Annotated in this window: 18 protein-coding genes and 1 pseudogene; 12 read left to right on the top strand and 7 right to left on the bottom strand. The window is 62.8% G+C overall.

Annotation, left to right across the window (positions count from 1 at the left end; all coding sequences use genetic code 11):
- The first annotated feature begins 14 nt into the window (after nt 1–14).
- From casG to QM609_RS01655, 3 genes are read left to right on the top strand one after another with little or no spacing between them, the layout of a single operon-like run.
- Nucleotides 15–1,676: a steroid-24-oyl-CoA synthetase gene (casG, locus tag QM609_RS01665; RefSeq protein WP_283336935.1), complete on the top strand. Its 1,662-nt coding sequence runs from the start codon at nt 15–17 to the stop codon at nt 1,674–1,676.
- The gene (locus QM609_RS01660; protein ID WP_050654992.1) at nt 1,673–3,418 is read left to right on the top strand and encodes an N-acyl-D-amino-acid deacylase family protein; all 1,746 of its coding nucleotides are present in this window, start codon (nt 1,673–1,675) and stop codon (nt 3,416–3,418) included. Before casG ends, QM609_RS01660 begins: the two co-directional genes overlap by 4 nt.
- Nucleotides 3,408–4,196 carry an SDR family NAD(P)-dependent oxidoreductase gene (locus QM609_RS01655; protein ID WP_030536188.1) on the top strand — a complete coding sequence of 263 codons (789 nt, stop codon included), beginning with the start codon at nt 3,408–3,410 and terminating at the stop codon, nt 4,194–4,196. Before QM609_RS01660 ends, QM609_RS01655 begins: the two co-directional genes overlap by 11 nt.
- Nucleotide 4,197: 1 nt before the next feature.
- On the opposite strand, the gene QM609_RS01650 is transcribed toward QM609_RS01655, so the two are convergent.
- From QM609_RS01650 to QM609_RS01640, 3 genes are all read right to left on the bottom strand, one after another.
- Complete coding sequence (locus tag QM609_RS01650; RefSeq protein ID WP_003943220.1) at nt 4,198–4,677, bottom strand: carboxymuconolactone decarboxylase family protein; 480 nt, start codon at nt 4,675–4,677, stop codon at nt 4,198–4,200.
- A complete protein-coding gene (locus QM609_RS01645; protein ID WP_030536189.1) occupies nt 4,674–5,798 on the bottom strand; it encodes an NAD(P)H-dependent amine dehydrogenase family protein in 1,125 nt (374 codons plus the stop codon). Before QM609_RS01645 ends, QM609_RS01650 begins: the two co-directional genes overlap by 4 nt.
- 61 nt (nt 5,799–5,859) lie before the next feature.
- Nucleotides 5,860–6,540 carry an NUDIX hydrolase gene (locus tag QM609_RS01640; RefSeq protein ID WP_050654991.1) on the bottom strand — a complete coding sequence of 227 codons (681 nt, stop codon included), beginning with the start codon at nt 6,538–6,540 and terminating at the stop codon, nt 5,860–5,862.
- A gap of 27 nt (nt 6,541–6,567) precedes the next feature.
- Between QM609_RS01640 and QM609_RS01635 the strand changes: the two are divergent.
- From QM609_RS01635 to QM609_RS01605, 7 genes and pseudogenes are all read left to right on the top strand, one after another.
- Nucleotides 6,568–7,500: pseudogene (locus QM609_RS01635) on the top strand (ADP-ribosylglycohydrolase family protein); the annotation flags it as partial.
- A 546-nt stretch (nt 7,501–8,046) separates the two neighbouring features.
- Nucleotides 8,047–8,556, top strand: coding sequence for an O-acetyl-ADP-ribose deacetylase (locus QM609_RS01630; protein WP_042922970.1), 510 nt, complete (start codon nt 8,047–8,049; stop codon nt 8,554–8,556).
- A 269-nt stretch (nt 8,557–8,825) separates the two neighbouring features.
- Nucleotides 8,826–9,968: an Ig-like domain-containing protein gene (locus QM609_RS01625; RefSeq protein ID WP_042451633.1), complete on the top strand. Its 1,143-nt coding sequence runs from the start codon at nt 8,826–8,828 to the stop codon at nt 9,966–9,968.
- Between the two features lie 29 nt (nt 9,969–9,997).
- Nucleotides 9,998–11,743: an Ig-like domain-containing protein gene (locus QM609_RS01620; RefSeq protein ID WP_218959820.1), complete on the top strand. Its 1,746-nt coding sequence runs from the start codon at nt 9,998–10,000 to the stop codon at nt 11,741–11,743.
- Nucleotides 11,744–11,847: 104 nt separating this feature from the next.
- Complete coding sequence (locus tag QM609_RS01615; RefSeq protein WP_050654989.1) at nt 11,848–13,971, top strand: phosphocholine-specific phospholipase C; 2,124 nt, start codon at nt 11,848–11,850, stop codon at nt 13,969–13,971.
- Nucleotides 13,972–14,051: 80 nt separating this feature from the next.
- Nucleotides 14,052–15,521 (top strand): cellulase family glycosylhydrolase, encoded by a 1,470-nt coding sequence (locus QM609_RS01610; RefSeq protein WP_050655036.1) that lies wholly within the window; start codon nt 14,052–14,054, stop codon nt 15,519–15,521.
- Between the two features lie 83 nt (nt 15,522–15,604).
- Complete coding sequence (locus QM609_RS01605; protein WP_007730276.1) at nt 15,605–16,666, top strand: alpha/beta hydrolase; 1,062 nt, start codon at nt 15,605–15,607, stop codon at nt 16,664–16,666.
- A gap of 8 nt (nt 16,667–16,674) precedes the next feature.
- Here QM609_RS01605 and QM609_RS01600 read toward each other — a convergent pair whose 3' ends face one another.
- On the bottom strand, nt 16,675–17,001 hold the full coding sequence (locus tag QM609_RS01600) for a winged helix-turn-helix transcriptional regulator (RefSeq protein WP_007730275.1): 327 nt from the start codon (nt 16,999–17,001) through the stop codon (nt 16,675–16,677).
- Nucleotides 17,002–17,057: 56 nt separating this feature from the next.
- Between QM609_RS01600 and QM609_RS01595 the strand changes: the two genes are divergently transcribed.
- On the top strand, nt 17,058–17,942 hold the full coding sequence (locus tag QM609_RS01595; RefSeq protein ID WP_050654988.1) for an SDR family oxidoreductase: 885 nt from the start codon (nt 17,058–17,060) through the stop codon (nt 17,940–17,942).
- Between the two features lie 61 nt (nt 17,943–18,003).
- On the opposite strand, the gene QM609_RS01590 is transcribed toward QM609_RS01595, so the two are convergent.
- Together QM609_RS01590 and QM609_RS01585 are read right to left on the bottom strand one after the other, a co-directional pair.
- Entirely contained in the window at nt 18,004–18,132 is a 129-nt protein-coding gene (locus QM609_RS01590; RefSeq protein WP_003943237.1) for a hypothetical protein, read from the bottom strand.
- Nucleotides 18,133–18,311: 179 nt separating this feature from the next.
- Nucleotides 18,312–18,884, bottom strand: a complete 573-nt coding sequence (locus QM609_RS01585) for a TetR/AcrR family transcriptional regulator (protein WP_050654987.1) — start codon at nt 18,882–18,884, stop codon at nt 18,312–18,314.
- 53 nt (nt 18,885–18,937) lie between these two features.
- Between QM609_RS01585 and QM609_RS01580 the strand changes: the two genes are divergently transcribed.
- Nucleotides 18,938–19,375: a DUF2867 domain-containing protein gene (locus QM609_RS01580; RefSeq protein WP_050654986.1), complete on the top strand. Its 438-nt coding sequence runs from the start codon at nt 18,938–18,940 to the stop codon at nt 19,373–19,375.
- Here the strand turns inward: QM609_RS01580 and QM609_RS01575 are convergent, their stop codons facing one another.
- On the bottom strand, nt 19,376–21,001 hold the full coding sequence (locus QM609_RS01575) for a cation:proton antiporter (RefSeq protein ID WP_050654985.1): 1,626 nt from the start codon (nt 20,999–21,001) through the stop codon (nt 19,376–19,378).
- Nucleotides 21,002–21,013 lie beyond the last annotated feature (12 nt).

The following is a 21,013-nucleotide window of genomic DNA, read 5'->3' as shown; positions in this document are numbered from 1 at the left end:
GAAAGGCACTTCACGTGACTACTTCCGCTGATACACAAGCATTCATCGCGTCCGTCATGGCCGGGCTGACCGGCCCCGGTGGTCCTTTCGAGATGCAGGTCGAGGATGTACTGGGCAGTTCGATGCCCGTCATGAAGAACCGTGACAAGGCACTCGGCGACGTGCTCGCTGCATCCTTCGACTTCGGATCACGCGACTATCTGGTGACCAAGGACCGACGCTTCAGCTACCTCGAGCACGGCGAGGCCGTAGCAGCATTGGCGACGGCGCTGCGCGAGCGGTACGGCGTCCGCAAGGGTGATCGGGTCGGCATACTTGCTGCCAATACGCCGGAATGGGTGATGACCTTCTGGGCGGCTCAGTCCCTCGGTGCCATCGCCGTCGGATTCAACTCGTGGTGGGTGGCCCACGAGGTGGCGTACGGCATCGATCACACCACCCCCACAGCGGTGATCGCCGACGCCAAACGCGCGCAGATTCTTTCCGAACTGAACACCGATGTTCCCGTACTCACGATGGAAGAAGATCTACCTACCTTGATGGAGAAGTATTCGGGATCGACACTGCCCCGTACTTCCGTCAACGAGGACGATCCGGCCGTCATCCTGTACACGAGCGGAACCAGCGGCCGCCCCAAGGGGGCTGTTCACAGTCACCGAAACGTGTTGGCCGTCATCGACTACCACCGCTACAGCGATCGCCTCGCTGCGGCGTTCGCCGGCAAACCCAGCGACGGCCGACCGAGTGACTTGCGGTATCTGCTGACCGCGCCGCTGTTTCACATTGCAAGCCTGCATAACCTGGCGATCCCACGACTCGCGACGGGCGGAGCGGTGGTCATCCATCAGGGCGCCTTCGACGTCGACGAAGTCCTTTCCCTCGTCGAACGCGAGAAGGTCACCAACTGGGCGGTGGTCCCCACCATGGCAACCCGTCTCCTCGAGTACGGCAGTCTCGAGAAGTACGACCTGACCTCACTGAGCGCCTTTGCGCTCGCGTCTGCGCCGTCATCTCCGGCCTTGCAGGACCGACTGCGCGCACGACTGCCTTTTGCGCAGCACACCTTGGTCGACAGCTACGGGCTCACCGAATCCTCCACCGGCATTTCAGTTGCCACACCACCGGAACTTGCCGCGTTCCCCGGAACTCTCGGCCGGCCGATCATCGGGGTGAGCGTGGAGGTGCGCGACCCCTTCGGTGTTGCAGTCCCCGACGGCGAGGAAGGTGAGATCTGCGCGCGCAGCGCCTATGTGATGTTGGGGTACTGGAACGACGAGACCGCGACTGCAGCCGCTATCGGTCCTGATCGATGGCTCCGAACCGGCGACTTCGGAGTATTCGAGGACGGCCGACTCCGCCTGACGGGTCGCCGATCCGACCTGATCCTGCGCGGCGGCGAGAACGTCTACCCTCTCGAAATCGAGCAGACCATCGACGAGCATCCCGCCGTACTCGAATGCGCTGTGATCGGCATTGATTCGGCAGACCTCGGCCAAGAAGTTGCAGCCGTCGTCGTTTTGCGGAGTGAGGGAGCCGCCGGCGAAGAAGAACTACGCGACTACGTCGCCGAGCGACTGGCTTACTTCAAGGTGCCGGTGAAGTGGAAACTGAGCACAACTCCTCTGCCCCGCAATGCAACCGGAAAAACGATACGTGCAAAGGTGGTTCTCTCATGACCTACGACGCCGTGATCAACAACGGTCTGTGGTTCGACGGCACCGGGGCCAAACCAGCTGTCCGCAATCTGGGTATCCGCGATGGGTTGGTTACTGCCATCTCCCTCGATCCACTCGACGAAACCGACTGTCCCCGTGTCATCGACGCCAGGCGCAAGTGGGTGATCCCGGGCATCGTGGACATCCACACTCACTACGACGTCGAGATCCTCGAAGGCCCGGCGCTGAGCGAATCTCTCAGACACGGGGTCACGTCGATCTTTGTCGGATCGTGTTCCCTGTCCACCATTCACGCCAGCCCCTCCGACGCGGGTGATCTCTTCGGCAGAGTAGAGGCAATTCCGCGTAAGCACGTCGTCGACGCACTCAACCGTGCCAAGACCTGGAACTCTGCGAGCGAGTATGTTGCTGCACTAGAGGCGCTTCCGCTAGGTCCCAATGTTGCAGCCTTCATCGGACACTCCGATATGCGGGCCGCCGAGATGGGACTGGATCGTGCTACCAGGAAGGATGTCCATCCCACAGACGCCGAACTCGCGTCGATGGAAGCACAGTTGACCGAAGCTCTCGACGCAGGATTCGTCGGGATGTCCAGTCAGCAATTGTTGTTCGACAAACTCGACGGCGAGACCTGCCGCTCACGCACGCTGCCGTCGACGTATGCAACCACGAAAGAACGACGCCGACTCAATGCGATCCTGCGCCGTCGGGGACGGGTATTTCAGGCCGGACCTGACCTCTCCAACCCGATGAGTACCGGAGCGATGGCGTTCTCCAGCGCGGGTATCTGGCGTAAGCGACTCAAGACGAGCATGCTTTCGGCGGCCGACATCAAGTCCAACAAGTTGGCCGTGGTGATACTCGGCCCACTGGCACACTTGGTCAATCGACTCGGCGGCGACCTGCGCTGGCAGCACCTGCCAGTTCCCTTCGAGGTATATGCCGACGGCATCGACCTGGTTGTCTTCGAGGAGTTCGGATCTGGCGCTGCAGCACTGCATCTGACCGACGAGATGGAACGCAACGTCCTCATGCAGAGCGAGGATTACCGTCGACAATTCCGCAAGGACTACGACCAGAAGTTCGGTGTCAAAGTTTGGCATCGCGATTTCTTCGACGCCGAGATCGTCTCCTGCCCCGACGAATCCCTGGTCGGCAAGAGCTTCGGGCAGGTCGGCGTCGAACGTGGCGGCCTCCACCCTGTCGATGCATTCCTGGATCTGGTCCTCGAACACGGCACGAAAGTGCGTTGGCGCACAACCATCTCGAACCACCGGCCGGAGGTTTTGGACAAGTTCGCCCAGGAAAATGGCGTCCAACTCGGGTTCTCCGACGCCGGAGCGCATTTGCGCAACATGGCGTTCTACAACTTCGGCTTACGCCTACTACGACGTGTCTACGATGCCCAAAAGGTCGGCCGTCCGTTCATGACCGTCGAGGCAGCGGTGCATCGTCTCACCGGTGAACTCGCCGAGTGGTACGACATCGATGCCGGGCACCTTCGATTAGGTGATCGCGCCGACCTGGTTGTGATCGATCCCGCTCATCTCGACGATTCGCTCGACGCGTACGCGGAAAGCCCGGTTGTGGAGTACGACAACCTCTCCCGCATGGTCAATCGCAACGACCAGACCGTCACCGCAGTGTTCGTCGGCGGCGAGTACGTCTTCGGCGACGGAGAAGCAGCACCCGTTCTCGGCAACCGCCGAACCGGAAAGTTCTTGAAAGCAGGTGCCCATTAACACGTCCAGATTTGCCGGGAAAACAGCAGTCGTCACTGGAGCAGCATCAGGTATCGGTGCAGCCATCGCACTAAGGCTTATCGACGAAGGCGCACAGGTAGCTGGAATCGACATCGCTGCAGAGGGTTTGAAAGAGATAGCCTCCCAGCACGGCGGGGCCTTCCTCGCCGTTCCCACTGACGTCACCAAGGAATCCGATGTTGCCGAGGCCCTTGCCGCGGCGGCGGCGGAATTCGGCGGTATCGATCTGGCTTTCAACGTTGCCGGTGCGTCGAGGGTGGGGCAGATCGTCGACCTCGACGAGGCCGACTGGGACTTCACCATCGACCTGGTGCAGAAGGGCGTCTTCCTCTGCACCAAACATGAAGCGCGGCATATCCGAGAGCACGGTCGCGGTGGTGCGATAGTCAACGTGTCCTCATTGAACGCGCACGTGCCGAGCCCCTACGGGAGCGCATACGCGACAGGCAAAGCCGGAGTCGAGATGTTCAGCAAGAATGCCGCGATCGAACTGGCTGCGTCGGGGATCCGGGTCAATGCCGTTCTACCCGGCCTGGTCGACACGCCACTGGTCGCGCCGGTCATGAACTACGAACCCGCCCGCGACATGTTTCTCAGCCGAATCCCCATGTCCCGAGCGGCAACTCCCGACGAGATCGCGGGCCCCTGCCTCTATCTCGCCAGCGACGACGCCTCGTACATCACCGGAACCAGTCTGGTCGTCGACGGCGGCTGGGAGGTCTCGAACTACCCGGATCTGACGACGCTGGGCAACTAGTTCAGTTACCGGGCAACACACATTGAGTATCGAGGCCGAGGACGTGGTTGAGCCGGCCGAAGGCCAACCACGATCCGAGGCACATGCTCAACTCGACGATTTCTCGCTGGGAATAGTGAGCGGTCATGCGTTCCCAGAACTCGTCGTCGAGTCCGTGGTGGTCGAGGGCGTATCTCTCGGCGTATTCGGCAGCGAGGCGCGTCCTGTCGTCGAAGGCATCGGTGGTGCGCCAGTCGGTGACAGACTGATCGAACGTCGACTCCACAGTCTCGCCGTCACGCTCGGTGCGCCAGTCCTGACAGAAGATGCACCCGTTGATCTGAGCGATCCGAAGCCTGGCCGCCTCGAACTCGCGGAGTCCGAGAGTGCCGTCCGTGTAGACCTTTTGGGAGAACCCGGCGGCCGCGGGTCCGATGCCGGGGACCATCTCTCCCCACACGTAGCCGATCGGATTCTTGCCTTCGGGTATGTCGATATTCATGTGAGTACCTCCGAGTTTCGGGCACCGAGCTTGCCGACGCCGGGTGTGAGCGGAACGTCCAGCGCGTCGTAGAGACCGGGTTCAGCCTGACGTAGCCAGGGAATTGCGTTGACGAGACGTCCTACGGCCGTGGCATTTCCACCGGCCGCGCGATTTCCACCTTCATCGGTGGCTTCGACGTTGATCTCGATTCGTGGTCGTCCTTCGACGATCACCTTGTGCGCGCCGTCGCCGCCGTCGGGCGGGAGCGGCCAGTCGCGGGCACAGGACGGATGAATACGCGTGACGTGTTCGATCACGATCAGTGGTTCCCCGCCGACGATTCCCTGAACCTCGAATCGCAGTGCGCCTTGGGTGCCGGCCGCGAACTCCCCCATATGTTCGGTCGACACGGTTTCCTCGAGCGGGCGGCGCAGCAAGGTCTCGCGGATCTCGTCGAGTTCCACCCCGAGTGCCCGGGCGATGAGCCGAATCTGCCCGCCCCAGACCATGGTGGGTACGGTCGGCGCGACCATGGGAGGTTCGTAGTCCATCGGCTGACCCATCCCGATCAGGTAGCGGACAGAATCCGGCTGTTCGTAGGTCGTGTAGTCGAAGATTTCCTGACACCGGATCTGGTCGATTGTCCCCGCGAGCCCGCTGACGAGAATCGGCAGGATGTCGTTGCCCCAGCCTGGGTCGATACCGGAGACGAACAGAGCGCCGCCGCCCGCCTTGGCAGCAGCTTCGACGGGATCACGAAGTTCGGGAGGCGCAGATTTCGGGTCGTACAGCGCATATACGGACGGCGTGACCACCACAGCTCCGGCGGCCAGTGCCCGCGTGATGTCGGCAACCGCGTCGTCGGGCCGAATGTCGCCGGACGCCGCGTAGACCACCGCGCCGGGAGACGCTGCGAGCACGGCATCGGCGTCGTCGGTAGCCGCGACGCCCAGGTGCACTCCCAGATCGGCGAGGTCACCGGCGTCTCGCCCGACCTTCTCGGGGTTCGCAACGATGACGCCGACAAGTTCGAGGGCCGGATTGGCTGTCACAGCGCGAATCGATGCACGCCCGACGTTGCCGGTACCCCACACGACAGTCGGAATCTTGGACTCGGCTTCATTCGAAACTGCACCCATCAATCGGACATTACCCAGCTCAGCGCGTCAGGTCAGCAGAACTGCAAGAATTCGTTTCACTTCATCCGGTCAAAAATGCCATTGCCTGCGCAGTCAGTGCGCCGTCACCCCGCCTCCGGTACGCCTCGGCGGGTCGGCCGTTACCTGGTCTGCTCATCTCGCCGGTACTTTCGAGCGCGTCGAACACCTGCCGGCGGAAGCTGTCCTTCTGGAACGGACGATCGAAGATCACCTCGTACAGTCCCCGAAGTTCGGCGACGGTGAACGTCCCGCCCGACAATCCGTCCGGATCCACGTACGACGCATACCTCGTGCGTAGGTCCGTGACCGCGAGTCGCACCATGTCGGCGTGATCGAATGCGAGTCCGCTCACTGCCTCGTCGTCGTACACATCGACGAGAAGCGCCGAATCGGGCAGTGCCGATTCCGGTAGGCAAGCCGTGTGTGCGACCGACAAAACCCATCCACGGTCGTCGCGGTCCGGTCGGTCGAAGATCGCCAACTGGTGGAAGCTCGTCTGGGCCAACTCTGCCTTGACCGACAGGGCACGATCGGCTGCGGCCGTGAGCAATTCGCGTTCGTGCAGAAATGTTCCCGGTAGCGCCAGCGCACCGAGACGGTGCCGAACCACCAGAACTTTCAGAGATCCACCGCTGTACGTCAGCACCGCGACGTCCACTGCCACAGACGGACGCGGATAGTCCGTCAATCCCTTGCCGCTCGTGTCTGTCCATTTATTCACCCTTGCATGTTATCTCAAACATGATCTATGGTTAGCGCAAAGTTGATCAAACGATCATCGCGAACCGAAGAGGTGGCTATGAAACTCACCGCACAGCAGTCCGATCGAGCGGCCGGCGTTCTGCTCGGCACCGCAGCAGGAGACGCGCTCGGCGCCGGCTACGAATTCACCTACCCGAAGGCCGAGGTCACGATCGACATGATCGGTGGCGGCCCGTTCGACTGGGCGCCGGGAGAATGGACCGACGACGCCTCGATGGCAGTTGCGATCGCCGAGGTGGCCGCTACCGGAATCGACATCGGAAGCGCTGACGGTCTCGATGCCATTGCAGCACAGTTCATCCGGTGGTACGACTCGAAGCCCGCGGACATCGGCAACCAGACGCGAGCAGTGTTGTCCGTCCGCTCCGAAAGCGCAGCGGCGATGGCGGATCGTGCGCGGGCGATCAGCGGCCGCAAAGCCGGCAACGGCTCGCTCATGCGGACTGCTCCCGTCGCCCTCTCCTACTTGGACGATGCAGAAGGTGCCAGGTCGGCAGCGCACCGGATCAGTTCACTCACGCACGACGACCCGCGTGCCGGACAGGCGTGCGAGTTGTGGACCCATGCCATCCGCCATGCCGTTGTCTCCGGCAACTTCGACGGTGTTCGCGGCTTCCTCTCCGTTGCCGATCAGGACGTCGCCGAATACTGGGGCCCGCTGCTCGATCAGGCCGAAACCGGGAACCCGCAGGACTTCTCCAAGAACGGTTGGGTGGTGCATGCACTTCAGACTGCTTGGTGGGCAATCACTTCCACGGACAATGGCGATGCTCGCCACCTCCAGTACGCATTGGAAGCAGCAGTAAGAGCCGGCGGGGACACCGACACGACGGCGGCCATCGCGGGTGGCCTCCTCGGCGCCCGCTGGGGAGCGTCGGCGGTTCCCGCCCGTTGGCGCCGAATCATGCATGGCTGGCCGGGATACCGTTCCTCCGATCTGATTCGCCTGGCAATAAAGACTGCTCGCGGCGGTACCGACGACAAGACCGGATGGCCGTCGACGGCAGAACTCGACTACTCGAGGTTTCGCGGAACCCACCACCTGACGACGCACCCGCACGACGACGGCGTCATGCTCGGCGGCGTCGATGCGGTGTCCACTGCAGACTACGACGCCGTGGTCAGCCTGTGCCGCATGGGAACACGACAGGTCGCCCCTGATCACGTCGAGTTCTGGTTGGTCGACGACGGTCACGATTCCAACGCCAACCTCGAGTTCGTTCTCGACGACGCAGCGCGCACCGTCCAGGCGTTGCGGGCCGAGGGAAAGCGCGTACTCCTCCATTGCGTTCAGGCGCACAGTCGCACGCCGTCGGTTGCAGCGCGATACTCGATGTTGATCGGACGTGATCCCTACGACGTACGCTCGGCTATGCCGTGGGCTCGCCCGAAGCGTGAACTCTGGAACACGGCAGTCGGAAACGCGTCCGTCGGACACACAGCCGTCGGATACACAGGAGGATCCATGCCCGCTATTACAGTCGTCGAAGGTGACATCACGACGCTGACCGTCGACGCCATCGTCAATGCGGCCAACTCCAGGCTCCTCGGCGGCGGCGGTGTCGACGGCGCGATCCACCGTGCCGGGGGACCGGAGATCCTGAAGGCTTGCGAGGTATTGCGCAACACCAGCCTTCCCGACGGCCTGCCGGTGGGTGCGGCCGTAGCCACCACCGCCGGAAAGCTGCACGCCAAGGCCGTGATTCACACCGTCGGCCCGAGGTATTCGCGCTCCGAGGACCGTTCCGGTCTGCTTCGGTCGGCGTACACCCGCAGCCTCGCCGTGGCCGACTCGATCGGCGCCCGTACCGTCGCCTTTCCGTTGATCTCGGCAGGGGTCTACGGCTGGCCGAAGGAAGATGCCGTCCGACAGGCCGTTTCAGCGATTCGCGCGGCGAAGACCGAGGTCGAGACGGTCACACTGGTCGCATTCAACAAGGAGACGGCAGACCTGATGCGCCGCGCGATCGCCTGACCGTTTACCGGGCCCACTTCACGCCACGTTAAAGCAGTGCAGAGCGGTCGGAGAAGTGGAGAAATTTCACCGGTTGGACGTTTGTCCAACAATTTGTCCGAATCGCATATTTTGCGGCTCGCTCTGTGTTCTACTCCTCTCCAGGGTTTGAGCTGGTGGTGAGCAAACGACGAGACGTATTCGATTCTCTGTCAGCTCGAGGCCGGTTCCCGGACCCGGCTTCAAGCCGAGAGCTCGATCTTGTCGAGCGCTACTCAAGGAGAATGTGAATGGTGTCGACGTTGATGCGCCGAGGAGTGGGGGTGGCCGCGTCGTTGACCGGATGCGTTGCCCTCGTGATCGGCGGAACCGGAGTCTCGTCCGCCGCTGATGTGGACCTTCCGTTCACGGCATCGTGCCACGGGTGGCAGTTCCCCGGACCGATCACGCACAACGAGACGCGTGATTCCGGCGTCACGATCAGTGCGCCGGCCGTGGTCCCGCCGAACTCCACCTTCACATACCGCCTCGCGCCCAAGCCGATGACGGTCCCCAAGGACGGTTACGACCTCAGGTCCGTCGTGAACTGGACGCGTCTCAAGTTCGATTTCGACATCCCTGCAGGCACCTCCTACGTGGGGGCGCAGATCGTGGCCGGCACCAGCTCGAATCTGGGTGGGGTCGCCCCGACGATCACGCGGGTGAACGATGCCGGTTCACCCGATCCGAATGGGACGCATCTTCGTATCTCCGGCAACAACATCACGGCGGGCAACGGACCCAACACCGACGACAACGGCGGCGGCGGAATCGAGGTCGGTGGAGGAAAGACGTTCCAGCTCCCGGCAGTCGACGTCACCGTCACGTCAGGGGCTGTCGGCACCCAGATCAAGCCCATGCTGCGCGTGTCCGACTCCAACTCGGGTTCCTACGACAGTGCCGCCAACTACCTGACCTTCCTGCAGCAGGAGACCCTGCTCGGCGGCGTCAAATACTGGCTGACCACCAATTGCTCACCACGCGACAATCGTTCGGCCGGATTGAACGCCGGCGGCCGGCCGCTCGCCGTGATCAACGTCGACTCCAGCCTCGCTCAGACACAGACGCGAATCGACGCACCCGGTAAGGCCGTCGTCGGTGACTCCGTGGAACTGACGGCAACGGTCACTCCGTGGCCGTCGGGAGGAACAGTGCAGTTCCGTGACGGAGGGGTCGACCTCGGCGCTCCGGTGGCCGTCGTCAACGGCGTCGCGAAGGCCAACCGCACGATGACAACAGCGGGCGACCACAACATCACGGCGTACTACACGGGATCGGCCGGTTTCATGGAGTCGATGTCGGGCGCCGTGACGATCAACGTCGTCGAACCGTCCGAGCCCGAGCCTGGCACCGGTAGCCTCGGCAGCCTTGGTACCCCCGGATTCGGGTCGTGAAAACTGTGAACAGAAACCAGGATTCGACGATGAACTCGAAACTCCTACGCGGCTCTGCGATTGCAACCGTCTCGGTACTGGCCGGCGGCTTGTTCTCCATCGTCGGCGGCGGGATCGCCTCGGCTGCCCCCGAGACCAAGAGCGTGGCCTTCACAACTGCATGCCATGTGCGCGAGATGGACGGTGTGGCAAGCCCGATCACGTTCAACGAGACACTCGGCTCGGGAGTCACCATCACCGCGCCGACCACCGCGGCACCAGGTGAGACCGTCACCTACCGCGTGCAGCCGAACGAGATGAAGGCAAACAGCGGCGGTCATGCCAGCCGTGGAGTCGTACATTGGGCCCGGATCAAGTACGACTTCGACATCCCGTCCGGCGTCGAATTCGTGAGTTCCCAGCTTGTGGCGGACAGTGCGTACGGCCTCGGATCCGACAGTGCCACTCCGACAGTCACACGGATCGACGACGGCGGTAATCCATCGGCATCCGGTACGCACCTGCGTATCTCCGGATCGAATCGGACCACCGGAAACGGTCCGTCCTCCGCAGTTCGATCGAGTGACGGCATCATCGTCGGTGCCAACACCAAGTTCCGACTCCCCGCAGTCGACGTCACGGTCAAAGCTGGTGCGGCCGGTACCGAGATCAAGCCTTCGCTGAGGGTTTCCGATCCCGGTTCCGCCAACTACGACGACGACCGAAATGCGCTCACATTCGTCCAGCGCGAAAAGGATGTCTTCACAGTCAACTACTGGGAGCGCTACAACTGCTCCCCGCGGGACAACAGGAACTCCGGCCTCAACGCCGGTGGGCAGGCCCTGACCACCATCTACGTCAGCCAACCGACAACCACCACGATCCAGATGCCCGGCTCGATCCAAGCCAGCACACCGACCGAGCTTGTCGCAAAGGTGGATCCGGCTCCGGTCAACGGAAACGTGCAGTTCAGGGTGGACGGCGCCGACGTCGGTACACCGGTCACGCCCGGTGCCGACGGCACTGCCCGGCTACCGCATACCTTCTTCACCGCCGGAACCGCGCGGGTCTCCGCAACGTTCCAGGGCGTCAACGGATTCCAGAGTTCCAACTCGACCGAGGCAATGGTCACGGTGACTGCCGCACCTGTCGTCAAGCAGACCGACACTGCCGTGAACGTTCCTACCGATGCGAAGACGGGCATATCGGTGTCGCTGAGGGCGCAGGTCACGCCGACACCCGCCGGTGGCACTCTCCAGTTCAAGGACGGCGCTGCAGATATCGGCGCTCCGATCCCGGTGGGCGCTGACGGCAAAGCCACTCTGGAACATGCCTTCACCTCGGCTGGATCTCATGCCGTCTCGGCCTACTACTCCGGCGCAACAGGATTCATGCCGTCGATGGCATCCGCTCAAACGGTCACCGTGTCTGATCCCGCACCGTCCGATGTCACCACCTCGACCTCACTGGCAGCTCCCGCGACGACCAAGCAGAATGTCGCGGCAGAACTGTCCGCGACTGTCACCCCCAACCCCGGCGGGGGCTCGGTTCAGTTCTACGACGGCGACCAACCCATCGGACAGCCCGTTGTCGTCGGAGTCGATGGAGTGGCGCGACTGACGCACACTTTCGCATCGACGGGCGATCATCGGATCAAGGCGGCATACGCCGGGCGAAGTGGATTCACACAGTCCGCGTCGGACGAATCCGTCGTCAAGGTTTCTGCTGCGCCTGACGACGGCGGGAACGGCGGTTCGGGCAGCCTCGGTTCACTGGGCGGTCTCTTCGGTTCCTGATCGAATTCTTCTCGACGCTGTTGCCGCTGCACCGATTCGGAGCAGCGGCAGCAGCCTGTTGCGGCCGTGGTCATAGAACTGATTGATTTATCGATGGAGCACAAGTGTCCAGGAATTCTCTTTCTCGACGGTCGTTTCTCGCCGCCGGGGTCGGTGCAACTGCAGTCGCCGCTACTTCCCTTCTGCCGCCGTCGCTTCAACGTGTACTGGCGACACCCGCAAACTCCGGCGGGCTCGATTCGATCGAGCATGTAGTCCTCGTCATGCAGGAGAACCGATCTTTCGACCACTACTACGGCGCGCTGAGGGGTGTTCGCGGCTTCGGTGATCCGAATGCGTTGCGTCTACGCAGCGGCAACAGCGTCTTCGAACAACCCGGTCCTACCGGTCCTGTGCTCCCCTTCCCCATCCGCGATTCCGCTGCGGCACAACGCATGGACACCCAGAACGTGACCGGACTCGACCACAGCTGGGCGGGCGGACATGCCGCACTCGCCGACGGCTGGCACGACGGTTGGATCGCGGCAAAAACCAGTACGACAATGGCGTACTACGACCGGCAAGACATCCCGTTCCATTACGAACTGGCGGACGCGTTCACGATCTGCGACGCCTACCACTGCTCCGTACCGACATCGACGAGCCCCAACCGGAACTATTGGGTCTCTGGATACACCGGATACGAGCCACTTTCGCCTAATCCGACCGAGTCGGTCCTGCCTTCGGATCCGCCCGGCCCCGAGGGAAGAGCTGTAACCAATGCGGCCTACAACCCCTGGCACGCCGGCTACGGATGGACGACGGTTCCCGAGCGGTTGCAGTCCGCCGGCATTTCCTGGAAGACCTACCAGGAGTGGGACAACTTCGGAGACAACAACCTCGAATACTTCACTGCCTTCAAGAAAGTGGCGGCAGGGCTGCTTGGTCGGCCAAGCCTGCTCCCCTACGAAATCCAGACCTTGGCCGGGTTCTATCTCGCCCTGCCGTCGATGCCGGCGCCGGTCCAGGACGCAGCGGTACTGGCCCTCGCGAATGCCGCAGACCAACTGTCGCCTGCTGATCGCCAACTCTACGATCGCGCGCTGTACCGATCCCGGCCCGGCACACTGGCCGCCGAGTTCAGGAAGGACGTCGAGTCGGGCCGACTGCCGCAAGTCAGTTATCTCGTTCCGTCCGAGGTGGATTCGGAGCATCCATCGGGTTCGTCACCTGCGGCGAGCGCAACACTGCTCTATCAAGTACTCGACGCCATCGCGTCCGATCCGGATCTGTGGGCGAAGACGGCCGTGATCGTCAACTTCGACGAGAACGACGGGTACTTCGACCATGTACCGCCACCTCGACCGCCGCGCTCGGTCGAAGCCGAATGGGTCGGTAATCAGCCGCTCGGTCTCGGCCCGCGGGTGCCTATGACGATCATCTCGCCGTGGACTGTTGGCGGTTTCGTTTGTTCACAAGTGTTCGACCACACGTCCGTCACGCAGTTCCTGGAGACGCGGTTCGGAATCACGCAACCGGAAATCGACCCGTGGCGACGCACGGTGAGTGGCGACCTGACGTCGGCGTTCGACTTCGCCAACCCGCGTAGTCGACCGACTTTGGCGCGCCCGCAACCCACTCCGGCGCTGGAACCGCGGTGGACACCGACCCCGCCCACCGAACAGAGAATGCCTCTGCAGGAGAACGGCACTAGACCAGCACGGGCACTTCCCTATCAACCCGACGCCTACACGACGGTGAACCCGGAAACCGGCTCGTTGGCGGTCCATCTGGTCAATACCGGTGCCGCATCAACGCACCTGGCCATGTACCCGTACGCAGGTGAGTTCGACGAGCCACGGCATTACGACCTCCTGGGTGAGGTCGATGACACCGTTGCGCTCAGTGATCGCGTCTACAGCCTGACCCTGTTGGGTCCCAACGGTTTCAGGCGCGAGTTCAGCGGAGCTACAGACAGTGCGGCAGCCTCGCTCGACGTCTCGACAACTGTCGACGCAGGGACGCGCACGCTTGTACTGACGGCGACCAATTCCGGAAGTCGTGCACTGACGGTCAATGTGGACGGAAACCGACGCAAACTCGCTGCCGGTGCACACTCTCAGTGGACGGTGCGTTCGGTGGACGGCTGGTATCAGGCCGCCGTGACGGTCGACGAAGATCCTGAATTCAAGCGCGTGCTCGTCGGACACATCGAAAACGGGCGGACCAGCGTAAGCCAACCGACGTGAATCGACACCGAGCGTTCAAGCCCAGGGCCGAATCCCCATTCGGACAAGTCAATCCATCCACACACCCAGAAGGAGTTTCCGTGCGTCGTATCCCGCTCTCAGCACTGATAGTCGCGGGCTCACTGATACTGGGCGGCGGAATTGCCGCGGCTCAGGGCAGCCTGCCCACGTCGGGGAGCGCCGATGGCACGTCGGTGCCACCGTCGTACCTGACCGACGACGCCGGGCGCTCCTTGATCCTGCGAGGGTTCAACACGGCGTCGAGCGCAAAGAGCGCACCCGACGGCATGCCGAAGTTCACCGAAGCCGATCTCGAGCGCGAACATGCCGACATGGGAACAAATTTCGTGCGTTTCCTGATCTCCTGGCGTTCGCTGGAGCCAGAGCCGGGACAGTACGACCAGGAATATCTGGACCGCGTCGAGGACCGAGTCAGCTGGTACGCCGAGCGCGGCTACAAGGTCATGCTCGACATGCATCAGGACGTCTACTCCGGCGCGATCACACCAGAGGGCAACAGTGGCAACGGCGCCGGCAACATCGGCAACGGCGCGCCGGCCTGGGCGACCTACATGGACGGCCTTCCGGTCAGCCCTCAAGACCGGTGGGAGCTGTACTACGTCCAACCCGGTGTGATGCGTGCATTCGACAACTTCTGGAACACCACCGGCCAACATCCCGAACTGGTCGAGCACTACGCGAACGCCTGGCAGGCGGTGGCCGAACGTTTTGCAGGCAATGACACCGTCGTGGCATACGACCTGATGAACGAGCCGTGGGGCGGTTCCCTCCAAGGCCCCGCCTTCGAAGGTGGGCCCCTCGCTGCCTTGTATCAGCGAACCACCAACGCCATCAGGGAAGTTGATCAGGACAGCTGGGTGTGTGTGGCCCCGCAGGCCGTCGGCGTCAACCAAGGTGTCCCCAGCGGGCTCACGAAGATCAACGACCCACGAGCCGGCGAACAGCGAATCGCCTACTGCCCACACCTGTACCCGCTGCCCCTCGACCTCGGTGACGGATACTCCGGCCTCTCACGCACACTCACCGACGCGACCATCGACACCTGGCGCGACAGCGTCGAACACATCGCAGGCAACGTACTCGGCGGCGTTCCGATCATTCTCGGCGAATTCGGGCTCGACACAACACTGCCCGGCGCAACCGACTACATCGACCGCGTCTACACGACCGCCCGAGACCTCGGCGCGGGTGTCTCCTACTGGTCCAGTGATCCAGGTCCTTGGGGCCCGTACCTGCCGGACGGATCGCAGACACTCCTCGTCGACACCCTGAACAAGCCGTATCCGCGTGCCGTCGCGGGCACACCCACCGAATGGTCCTCGACCGTTGACCGCCTTCAGCTGACGTTCACCCCGAACCCCGCGGTAACGGCACCGACCGAGATCTATCTACCCGAGAGCGGCTTTCCCGGCGGCGTCGACGTCGCGGGCGCCGACATCGTGAACTGGAACCCCCAAAGCCGGCTTCTCACAGTGGAAACCGCGGACGACGCGGGCCCCGTCACAGTCACGGTGACGCCGGCAAGCTGACCGCGAGCGCCGAGATTCCTGGATATTTGTCCGGTTCTTTCGTAACGTACAAGCGACGGGTGATCGGCCGACGGAAGGCGAGTATGTCCACGGAGAAGATGTCTGTCCAAGATCGTGTTGCGCGGGTGGTGCTCGATGTCGTCGGCGCCTTACCGACCGGCGCGCAGCGCATTCTCGGTGGCAAGCCGAAGGAGATCGACGGGCAGACTCTGCACCCCGAGATCCAGCTTGCGCTGAGATTGCTCTCAGCGGTCGAAGGTACGAGCTTCGAGCATCTTCCGGTCGAAGAGGGACGGGCTCAGATCGACGCCGAATCGCGACTGTTCGGCGGTACGCCCATCGACATCGAGACGGTACGTGACCTCGAGATCCCGGCCGGGGATCACGCGATTCCGGCTCGGCTGTATCGCCCGGCCGGAGTCTCAACGCCCGCTCCACTTTTGGTGTACTTCCACGGCGGCGGGTTCGTCCTCGGCAGCCTCGAGAGCGGCGACAGTGTGTGCCGCTTCCTGGCCCGCCACGGCGAGGTCAGTGTGTTGTCGGTGGACTACCGGTTAGCACCGGAGTTCCCGTTCCCCGCCGGGGTCGATGACGCCGTCGCCGCATTCCGGTACTGCGTCGAGCATGCCACAGATCTGGGTGCAGATCCGAAATCCATTGCGGTAGGCGGAGACAGCGCGGGTGGGAACTTGGCTGCCGTCGTCGCGCAGTCCACGACCGAAGACGACGTCAAACCAGTATTCCAACTGCTCTTCTTCCCCTGGGTGGACCTTTCGTCGAAGCGCCCTTCGCACAAGATGTTCGGCACCGACTTCTTTCTCACCGACGCCCAACTCGACTGGTATGCAGCCCATTACCTGTCGGGCGGCGCTTCGGCTCTCGACCCGCGAGTCTCACCGCTGCTCACTCCGGACCTGGCCGGCCTACCGCCCGCGTACGTTGCCGTCGCCGGTTTCGACCCACTACGCGACGAGGGTGAGGAATACGCGGACCGGCTGCGAGAGGCCGGAGTCCCGGTTGCACTCAGGCGTCACAGTGGATTGATCCATGCCTTCGTCAACACCACCGGTGTCGGCCATACCGGTCAAGATGCGATGTTCGAGGCCTGCGGCGCTCTGCGGGTTGGACTTTCGGGCCCGCACTGAGGGCAGGGTCACGAAACGGGGAGTGCCAGATCCGCCCACTCGACCATCGCTTCGAGCACGGAGCGCAGTTCCATCCCCGTCGCGGTGAGTTCGTACTCCACTCGCGGCGGCACCTCGGCGTAGGCAGTCCGGGTCACCAGATCGAACTCCTCGAATCGCTTGAGTCTGGCGGACAGTGTCCTGGGACTGATGCCGGGCAATGCGCGTCGTAGTTCCGTGAAGCGCATCGGGCCGTGCGTGAGCTCACGAACGATCAGCGTTGCCCACGGTCCGTCCAGAACCAGCAGAAAGCGCGCGACGCCGCACTCCGGAAGCTCGTGACCTGATTCACTCATCGATTCCCCATTAGTTCACTTGAAGTAACTGGTTCCCAATCTGAACTATAGGCGTCATGACTTACACAGTGCATGGCGCCACCGGCGCACAGGGTTCTCCCGTTCTCGCGGGATTGGTCGCGGCTCTCGCCGGATCGACAGGTGCCGAAGTCCGAGCAATCACCCGCAACCCCGACCAGACGTTCGAGGGTGCGAACACCGTCGTCGCGGACAATGCGTCAGTCGACTCTCTCGCCGACGCTTATCGCGGGGTAGACGGGGTGTTCTTCCACCTGCCACTCGCCGGTGACACCGAGACGCTAGCTGGTTACGCCCACAACGTTCTGGCAGCAGCAAGAGTGACAGGTCCTTCGCGGTTCGTGATCTCTACCAGCGGCACGGTGACCCGCGACGCTACTTCGCCGCTTGCCGGTCCCAACACACCCGTTCTCTCCGAGCTCGTCGACGGACTCCGCGCCGAAGGTATCGCGGTGACCGTCCTGACCCCGCGTTTGTTCCTCGAGAATCTTCTTCTGCCCACCGTGCTGTCGGGGGTGAAAGACGAAGGGGTCCTGCGTTACCCACTACGTGCCGATCTCGCGGTCGCATGGAGTTCACATCTCGACGTCGCTGATGCAGCCGTTGCGGCCCTGACTCTCGACGTAGCACCGGACGCGGTCGACATCGGACAGATTCCGGCGATCACCGGCATCGAACTGGCCGTAGCATTCGCCGAACACTTCTCGCGCGCGGTAACTTTCGAAGCCGTGACGCCCGATGCCTTCGGTGCGTCGATTGCGCCGATCATCGGAGGGGGCGCAGCAGCCGGGGTTTCCCAGCTCTACACGGGACTCGAATCTGCCGACAGCGTCGCGTTCGACTCCGCGACGGGTTCTGCCGTTGCCTTGGGCATCGTCGCCCGCAGCACCCGGGCCTGGCTGGTAGATCTCGGAGTGAACTGACCGGAGCAACGCAATCGGCCGGCTCCGCGAAGTATCGCGTGGAGCCGGCCGATTTCCGGGGTTACCGGTGCGTGCGGGTCTTCAACTGGCGGTTCAGCTGCCGACTCCCGAAGTCCAGACCGGCACCGTCACTGGTGGCCAGCACGGTGAGTCCAGCGGCGACCAGCAACGAAATAAGCACAACGCTCATGGTGAGTCACCTTTCTTCCTGTCGTGAAACGGTTTTGCGCCTCCGGGAAATGTCGACATATCCGGCACCCCACTTCAGCTGACCTCAAAGTATCTGTAACTATGGGTTACGCGCAATGTGTGGTCCCTCACCTGAAAGCGCAGGGTGATGCGCAGATCACGCTGCGTTCGACGGCGGACTTACCTGGCCAGAACCATATTCACGAACTCGTCGGCGAGCGCCTGAGCGTCCGCACCGCTGCCAGGAACCACATCGGGCGCACTGTGTACCAATTGCATCTGCCCCAGGTACATCGAATAGGCAAGTACGCCACGATGTTCCGCTTTCTGCCTGTCCATCCCCAGATCGACCAACAACGTCACGATGTAGGTAACTCGACGCTCGGTGACACGTCGAACCGCCGCCGAAACCAAAGGATGGCCGATCCCGGCAAGCAGTTCCAACTCCGCACGGCGACCGGCCAATCCGGTCGTGACCGAATCCACCAGACGACGCAACCTCACCTCCGCCGGTTCACCAGAGGACTCGACGGAGGAGATCAGTCTCTCGGTTGCCAAAACTTCCCACCGGCCGAGCGCAGCTTGCAGCAATTCGTCGCGGTTGGCGAAGTGCCAATAAAAGGAACCCTTGGTCGATCCGAGCGTGCGCGCCACCTTTTCCACTGCAACTGCATCAGGCCCATGGCTTGTCAGAGCCTGGAAAGCTGCATCGATCCACTGGTCACGAGAGAGTCGGGCGCGGGCATTCGTCACCTCCGTACGGTACCGTATGGGTAAGTTCCATACGGCACCGTACGGAGGACGAAATGACACTCGCTTTCAAGGCAATGCCTGCACCGGACTGGGCAGAAGCCACCACGATCACCATCCCGGCTGTTCCGACCCATACATCCGAGGAGTGGGCGCAGGCAGTCTTCGACGTCAGGAATGTCCCCGCACCCGTCCTCGCGATGTTCTGGCTCAGGGAGCGGATAGTCGGACTGCTCGGCATCGCCAAGGGACGCCCCGACACCTTTGCCGTCGACAAGATCGCCGACGGCGAGGCCCTCATCGAAGCGGACGAGAAACACCTACGATTCGTCGCCTCGGTTCAGGCCGACAACGACGCCGGCCTCCTGCACGTCGTCACCGCCGTGGAGCTGAAGAACCGCGCGGGCCGAATCTACTTCGCCCCCGTTCAGGTACTGCACGGCGTGATCACGCGGGCAATGATGACGTCTGCTCGAAAGCGCCTGTGCACGTGATCAACCGTCCGGGCCGCCCCTGAGTTCGAGACTGATCTGATCGGCATCCAGCGCGGCAAGTGCCGATCCGAGCATCCGTGCGTCGAACACGCCATCGTCACGTGCGTCGAGCAGTGCCTGACGCTGCGCTTCGATCACGTCGAGGCGGATCCTCTTCTTCGACCGACCCTCTGGCGGAACGACACTCGCAGCAGCATCTTCGAGGAGGTCGAGCAACCTGCGATGCTCGTCTAGTTCGGATTCGGTGAGGTCCTGCGCTGCCGGACCGGTCGCCACTACGACGCGCTTCAACGTCCCACCCTGAAGGATCAACGAGCCTGCTGCCACCAGGAACGCAACCAAGATCAGGAGCGATCGACTCGGGGTGTCTTCCGGCAGAGTCTGCGCTGCAGCCAGAGTGACCGCCCCGCGCATGCCGGCCCAGATGACGATCGTGCCTTCACGCCATCCCAACGGCGCAGCGAGGTAGTAGTCGATATCGGCAACCGTCCGCCGAACCCGAACCTTGAACCTTTCCATCTGATTCGCCGAAGGTGCCCGGCGCCTGCTGCGTCGTTCGTCTGGCGGGTAATCCTCGGGATTGTCGAGGCGATTCGCGATGTCGGAGAGTCTGGGTTTCATGCGTTCACGAAAATTCGCCCGCGCTTGGAGCGCTCGCAGGAGCGGGGCCACGTACAGAGCCCGCACCAAGATCGTGAGGAACAGTGCACCCGCCGCCACGAAGACCGCCGTGGATATGCCCTCGTGGTCGACCCGGACATCGTCGACTATCGACGAGAGTTCGAGGCCCATCACCAGGAAGATCGCACCTTCGAGGACCAATTCGACTGTGCGCCAGTTCTGGGAGTCGGACAACCGGTGTCGCGGTGACAGCTTCCGAGGAGCGTCGTAGCCGGTGACGAGCCCGGCCACGACTGCAGCAACCAACCCTGACGCACCCAACTCTTCGGCGGGGATCGCCGCCAGAAACGGCACCGTGAACGAGATGACCGTGTTGACCGTCGAATCGGTGACACGGGCGCGAACCATCAGGTTGACCTTGCCGACGACAACTCCGATGACCGCGGCCACGACGACGGCAAAAGCGAACTTGCCCAACACACTCCACAGCGACACCGATGCGGCGGCCCCGGCGATGGCAGTACGCAACAGAACCAGAGCGGTGGCGTCGTTGAGCAGGCTTTCGCCTTCGAGGATCGACACCACCCGCGGCGAGACCGGGAGTTTCTTGACGATGGACGTCGCGACGGCATCCGTCGGGCTCACGATCGCACCGAGTGCAATGCCCCACCAGATACCGAGTCCTGGTATCACCCAGGAGAAGAACACACCGAGAACAAGCGCACTCACGACCACGAGCAGAACGGAAAGCCCACCGATGGCACCGAACTCACGCCGAAACTCCATCGACGGCATCGAGACCGAGGCGGAGTACAGCAGTGGCGGAAGCACGCCTGCCAGAATCCATTCCGGGTCGATGTCCACTGCTGGGACAAATGGTAAGAGGCTGACAACGATCCCGGCCATCACCAGAATCAACGGTGCTGCGACTCCGATCCGCGCTCCGAGCGTCGAGGCCGCGACGATTCCGAGCAGTCCGAGCACCACGATGATCAGAGCATCCACTGCTTCCCCCTG

Origin of the sequence: Rhodococcus sp. IEGM 1302 (assembly GCF_030056935.1) — a bacterium.
GTDB classification, from domain to species: Bacteria; Actinomycetota; Actinomycetes; order Mycobacteriales; family Mycobacteriaceae; genus Rhodococcus_F; species Rhodococcus_F qingshengii.
This window is presented reverse-complemented; position numbering and strand designations above follow the sequence as displayed.

Bases quoted from the DNA above. Each gene is read 5' to 3' on its own strand.
- QM609_RS01645 (WP_030536189.1), bottom strand. From the start codon at position 5,798: ATGGGTGCAGTTTCGAATGAAGCCGAGTCCAAGATTCCGACTGTCGTG.
- QM609_RS01605 (WP_007730276.1), top strand. From the start codon at position 15,605: ATGTCCACGGAGAAGATGTCTGTCCAAGATCGTGTTGCGCGGGTGGTG.
- QM609_RS01620 (WP_218959820.1), top strand. From the start codon at position 9,998: ATGAACTCGAAACTCCTACGCGGCTCTGCGATTGCAACCGTCTCGGTA.
- QM609_RS01650 (WP_003943220.1), bottom strand. From the start codon at position 4,677: ATGAATATCGACATACCCGAAGGCAAGAATCCGATCGGCTACGTGTGG.
- QM609_RS01600 (WP_007730275.1), bottom strand. From the start codon at position 17,001: ATGAGTGAATCAGGTCACGAGCTTCCGGAGTGCGGCGTCGCGCGCTTT.
- QM609_RS01595 (WP_050654988.1), top strand. From the start codon at position 17,058: ATGACTTACACAGTGCATGGCGCCACCGGCGCACAGGGTTCTCCCGTT.
- QM609_RS01660 (WP_050654992.1), top strand. From the start codon at position 1,673: ATGACCTACGACGCCGTGATCAACAACGGTCTGTGGTTCGACGGCACC.
- QM609_RS01625 (WP_042451633.1), top strand. From the start codon at position 8,826: ATGGTGTCGACGTTGATGCGCCGAGGAGTGGGGGTGGCCGCGTCGTTG.
- QM609_RS01630 (WP_042922970.1), top strand. From the start codon at position 8,047: ATGCCCGCTATTACAGTCGTCGAAGGTGACATCACGACGCTGACCGTC.
- QM609_RS01580 (WP_050654986.1), top strand. From the start codon at position 18,938: ATGACACTCGCTTTCAAGGCAATGCCTGCACCGGACTGGGCAGAAGCC.
- QM609_RS01590 (WP_003943237.1), bottom strand. From the start codon at position 18,132: ATGAGCGTTGTGCTTATTTCGTTGCTGGTCGCCGCTGGACTCACCGTG.